Genomic DNA, 5,533 nt, shown 5'->3' on the forward strand with positions numbered 1-5,533 from the left:
GTATTTGCTGGTTAGAGGTTGTTGTCTCGTAACCGCATAGTGAACGCGAACAGCATTGAAATCATCAGTTCAAATATTGTTTTATTGTGTGTTGAAAGTCATCGGCCTATTAGTACAGGTCAGCTACACAAGTCTTTAGTCCTTGCTTCCACATCCTGCCTATCAACCCAGTGGTCTAGCTGGGGGCCTCTCACACTCAAGGTGCATGGAAATCTCATCTCGAAGCAGGCTTCCCGCTTAGATGCTTTCAGCGGTTATCCCTTCCAAACGTAGCTAATCAGCGATGCACTTGGCAGTACAACTGACACACCAGAGGTTCGTCCGTCCCGGTCCTCTCGTACTAAGGACAGCCCTTCTCAAATTTCCAACGCGCGCAGCGGATAGGGACCGAACTGTCTCACGACGTTCTAAACCCAGCTCGCGTACCGCTTTAATGGGCGAACAGCCCAACCCTTGGGACCTACTCCAGCCCCAGGATGCGACGAGCCGACATCGAGGTGCCAAACCATGCCGTCGATATGGACTCTTGGGCAAGATCAGCCTGTTATCCCCGAGGTACCTTTTATCCGTTGAGCGACGGCCCTTCCACGAGGTGCCGCCGGATCACTAGTCCCGACTTTCGTCCCTGCTCGAGCTGTCACTCTCACAGTCAAGCTCCCTTGTGCACTTACACTCGACACCTGATTGCCAACCAGGCTGAGGGAACCTTTGGGCGCCTCCGTTACATTTTAGGAGGCAACCGCCCCAGTTAAACTACCCATCAGGCACTGTCCCTGAACCAGATCATGGTCCGAAGTTAGGTGACCGGTACAGCCAGAGTGGTATTTCAACGATGACTCCACCTGAACTAGCGTCCAAGCTTCACAGTCTCCCACCTATCCTACACAAGCTGCACCGAACACCAATACCAAACTATAGTAAAGGTCTCGGGGTCTTTCCGTCCTGCTGCGCGTAACGAGCATCTTTACTCGTACTGCAATTTCGCCGAGTTCATGGTTGAGACAGCGGGGAAGTCGTTACTCCATTCGTGCAGGTCGGAACTTACCCGACAAGGAATTTCGCTACCTTAGGATGGTTATAGTTACCACCGCCGTTTACTGGGGCTTAAATTCTCAGCTTCGCATTACTGCTAACCAGTCCTCTTAACCTTCCAGCACCGGGCAGGAGTCAGTCCGTATACATCGTCTTGCGACTTCGCACGGACCTGTGTTTTTAGTAAACAGTCGCTTCCCCCTGGTCTCTGCGGCCCACACCCGCATCAGAGAAGCAAGTTCTCATCACGGGGCAGGCCCCCCTTCTTCCGAAGTTACGGGGGCATTTTGCCGAGTTCCTTAACCATGATTCTCTCGATCGCCTTAGTATTCTCTACCTGATCACCTGTGTCGGTTTGGGGTACGGGCGGACTTGGACCTCGCGCCGATGCTTTTCTAGGCAGCATAGGATCACCGAATCACCCCGAAAACGGGGCGCCTATCAGGTCTCAGAAACATGAGCGGCGGATTTGCCAACCACTCTTCCTACACCCTTGGACCAGGTCAATTCCATTGCCTGGCTCGGCTACCTTCCTGCGTCACACCTGTTAATACGCTGACCTCACTGCATCGGTTCCCACCACATCAACCAGCAAGATACCCGAAGGCACCAACAGCTAGCGTCAATCATGGTTAGCATCCACAGCTCAGTATGGGCGGTCCTTCGCCGGTACGGGAATATCAACCCGTTGTCCATCGACTACGCCTGTCGGCCTCGCCTTAGGTCCCGACTAACCCAGGGCAGATTAGCTTAACCCTGGAACCCTTGATCATTCGGCGGACGGGTTTCTCACCCGTCATTCGCTACTCATGCCTGCATTCTCACTCGTGTGGCCTCCACCGCTGGTTTACACCGCGACTTCACCGTCCACACGACGCTCCCCTACCCATCCAAACACCCAATCGAAACCAGGTTAATATTTGAATGACGCAACTTCGGCGGTGTGCTTGAGCCCCGCTACATTATCGGCGCGGAATCACTTGACCAGTGAGCTATTACGCACTCTTTCAAGGGTGGCTGCTTCTAAGCCAACCTCCTGGTTGTCACAGCAACTCCACATCCTTTTCCACTTAGCACACGCTTAGGGGCCTTAGTTGGCGTTCTGGGCTGTTTCCCTCTCGACTATGAAGCTTATCCCCCACAGTCTCACTGCTGCGCTCTCACTTGCCGGCATTCGGAGTTTGGCTAAGGTCAGTAACCTTGTAGGGCCCATCGCCTATCCAGTAGCTCTACCTCCAGCAAGAAACACGCAACGCTGCACCTAAATGCATTTCGGGGAGAACCAGCTATCACGAAGTTTGATTGGCCTTTCACCCCTACCCACAGCTCATCCCCTCCATTTTCAACTGAAGTGGGTTCGGTCCTCCACACGCTCTTACACGCGCTTCAACCTGGCCATGGGTAGATCACTTCGCTTCGGGTCTAGATCACGCCACTCAAACGCCCTATTCAGACTCGCTTTCGCTACGGCTTCCCCACACGGGTTAACCTCGCGACGTAACACTAACTCGCAGGCTCATTCTTCAAAAGGCACGCCATCACCAGGGAACAAGTCCCCAGCTCTAACGGATTGTAAGCGCACGGTTTCAGGTACTATTTCACTCCCCTCCCGGGGTACTTTTCACCATTCCCTCACGGTACTGATTCACTATCGGTCATCAAGTAGTATTCAGGCTTACCAGGTGGTCCTGGCAGATTCACACAAGGTTTCACGGGCCCCGTGCTACTCGGGTATCAACACTAGAACGGCAGACACGCATTACACCTACGGGACTATCACCCTCTATGGTCCGGCATTCCAACCGATTCACCTATACGCCTGCACCTCATCCCACCAGCAAGATAGCGCTGGTACATGCCGACCCCACAACCCCGGTGATGCAACGCCTATCCGCTATCACACACCAACCGGTTTAGCCCCATCCGCGTTCGCTCGCCACTACTAACGGAATCACTGTTGTTTTCTCTTCCTGCGGGTACTGAGATGTTTCACTTCCCCGCGTTCCCTCCACACAGCCTATACATTCAGCTGCAGGTCACACCACATAACATGGTGCGGGGTTCCCCCATTCGGAAATCCTGGTCTCAACGTCCGGTTATCGACTCCACCAGGCTTATCGCAGATTCCCACGTCCTTCATCGGCTCTTGATGCCAAGGCATCCACCGTGCGCCCTTAAAAACTTCAACACAACATCAAAGTCAAAAGATATGAGCAATAAAACAATCTAACAAAATCACGCAGACAAGACTCCAACACCAGGCAATCCAAGGAAAAGGACTACCCAGCTCATCTCATCTGCAAGATGCTCGCGTTCACTATACAGTTCCCAAACAACAACCCCGCACCCCCGCAACAACACCCCAAAACCAACACCAACCAAAGGCCAGCATCAATCCAACAGGACATCCTTGCAGCAAACACAGGACAAACACCGAAACACCAAGAACCCCTCACCCAAGCGAACACCACCAGGACCCTCCCCACAGGAAGAACCCCGGCAACCATTCACCAGGAAAGGAGGCTTGTTGCCTCAAAACCCAACAGCATGCCAAACCATACAAACCACACAACACCCACACACCGCATTCCAGCACCGCAAGAAGAAAACCCCCTGCAATGCGTACTAGCAGATGCCCAAGCACCACGCGGCCACAGCCAATACCCCGCACCAGCATCAGCCAGCACGTTTTCCGGTATTGAGTCCATTGATATTCCACCCATGAGCAACCCACCCGGACAACACTCGTGTCCAGCATGGGCAACCAATAATGGTTAGCTCCTTAGAAAGGAGGTGATCCAGCCGCACCTTCCGGTACGGCTACCTTGTTACGACTTAGTCCCAATCGCCAGTCCCACCTTCGACGACTCCCCCCACACAAGGTGGTTAGGCCATCGGCTTCGGGTGTTACCAACTTTCGTGACTTGACGGGCGGTGTGTACAAGGCCCGGGAACGTATTCACCGCAGCGTTGCTGATCTGCGATTACTAGCGACTCCGACTTCATGGGGTCGAGTTGCAGACCCCAATCCGAACTGAGACCGGCTTTTAGGGATTAGCTCCACCTCACAGTATCGCAACCCATTGTACCGGCCATTGTAGCATGCGTGAAGCCCAAGACATAAGGGGCATGATGATTTGACGTCATCCCCACCTTCCTCCGAGTTGACCCCGGCAGTCTCCCATGAGTCCCCACCTTTACGTGCTGGCAACATGGAACGAGGGTTGCGCTCGTTGCGGGACTTAACCCAACATCTCACGACACGAGCTGACGACAACCATGCACCACCTGTGAACCAGCCCCGAAGGGAAACCCCATCTCTGAGGCGGTCTGGCACATGTCAAGCCTTGGTAAGGTTCTTCGCGTTGCATCGAATTAATCCGCATGCTCCGCCGCTTGTGCGGGCCCCCGTCAATTCCTTTGAGTTTTAGCCTTGCGGCCGTACTCCCCAGGCGGGGCACTTAATGCGTTAGCTACGGCGCGGAAAACGTGGAATGTCCCCCACACCTAGTGCCCAACGTTTACGGCATGGACTACCAGGGTATCTAATCCTGTTCGCTCCCCATGCTTTCGCTCCTCAGCGTCAGTAAATGCCCAGAGACCTGCCTTCGCCATCGGTGTTCCTCCTGATATCTGCGCATTTCACCGCTACACCAGGAATTCCAGTCTCCCCTACATCACTCTAGTCTGCCCGTACCCACCGCAGATCCGAGGTTGAGCCTCGGACTTTCACGGCAGACGCGACAAACCGCCTACGAGCTCTTTACGCCCAATAAATCCGGATAACGCTTGCGCCCTACGTATTACCGCGGCTGCTGGCACGTAGTTAGCCGGCGCTTCTTCTGCAGGTACCGTCACTTTCGCTTCTTCCCTACTGAAAGAGGTTTACAACCCGAAGGCCGTCATCCCTCACGCGGCGTCGCTGCATCAGGCTTTCGCCCATTGTGCAATATTCCCCACTGCTGCCTCCCGTAGGAGTCTGGGCCGTGTCTCAGTCCCAGTGTGGCCGGTCACCCTCTCAGGCCGGCTACCCGTCGTCGCCTTGGTGAGCCATTACCTCACCAACAAGCTGATAGGCCGCGAGTCCATCCCCCACCGATAAATCTTTCCACCAACAACCATGCGGTCAAAGGTAATATCCGGTATTAGACCCAGTTTCCCGGGCTTATCCCAGAGTCGGGGGCAGGTTACTCACGTGTTACTCACCCGTTCGCCACTAATCCACCCAGCAAGCTGGGCTTCATCGTTCGACTTGCATGTGTTAAGCACGCCGCCAGCGTTCATCCTGAGCCAGGATCAAACTCTCCATAAAAAAATAAAAAGCCACCGGCAACCCCTTGGAAAATAAGGGCGAAGCCAATGAAGTCCTGGCGAATAATAAAACACTCAAGAACACTGCACGGGGGTGCAATGCCTCAAGCAAATGTTATGTATTCACCAAATAAAAATATTCGGTATCAACAAACTTGGCACACTATTGAGTTCTCAAACAACAAACACT

The 5,533-nt window shown here is 53.8% G+C and carries 2 rRNA genes; both read right to left on the minus strand.

Annotation, left to right across the window (positions count from 1 at the left end):
• Positions 1-88 precede the first annotated feature (88 nt).
• Positions 89-3,220: ribosomal RNA gene (locus tag ACIOJF_RS17920) — 23S ribosomal RNA — on the minus strand.
• A gap of 598 nt (positions 3,221-3,818) precedes the next feature.
• Positions 3,819-5,344: ribosomal RNA gene (locus tag ACIOJF_RS17925) — 16S ribosomal RNA — on the minus strand.
• The 16S and 23S rRNA genes sit together here, the layout of an rRNA operon.
• Between the last annotated feature and the right edge of the window lie 189 nt (positions 5,345-5,533).

The sequence above is a fragment of the Glutamicibacter sp. NPDC087831 genome (assembly GCF_044742845.1).
In the GTDB taxonomy this organism is placed as follows: domain Bacteria; phylum Actinomycetota; class Actinomycetes; order Actinomycetales; family Micrococcaceae; genus Glutamicibacter.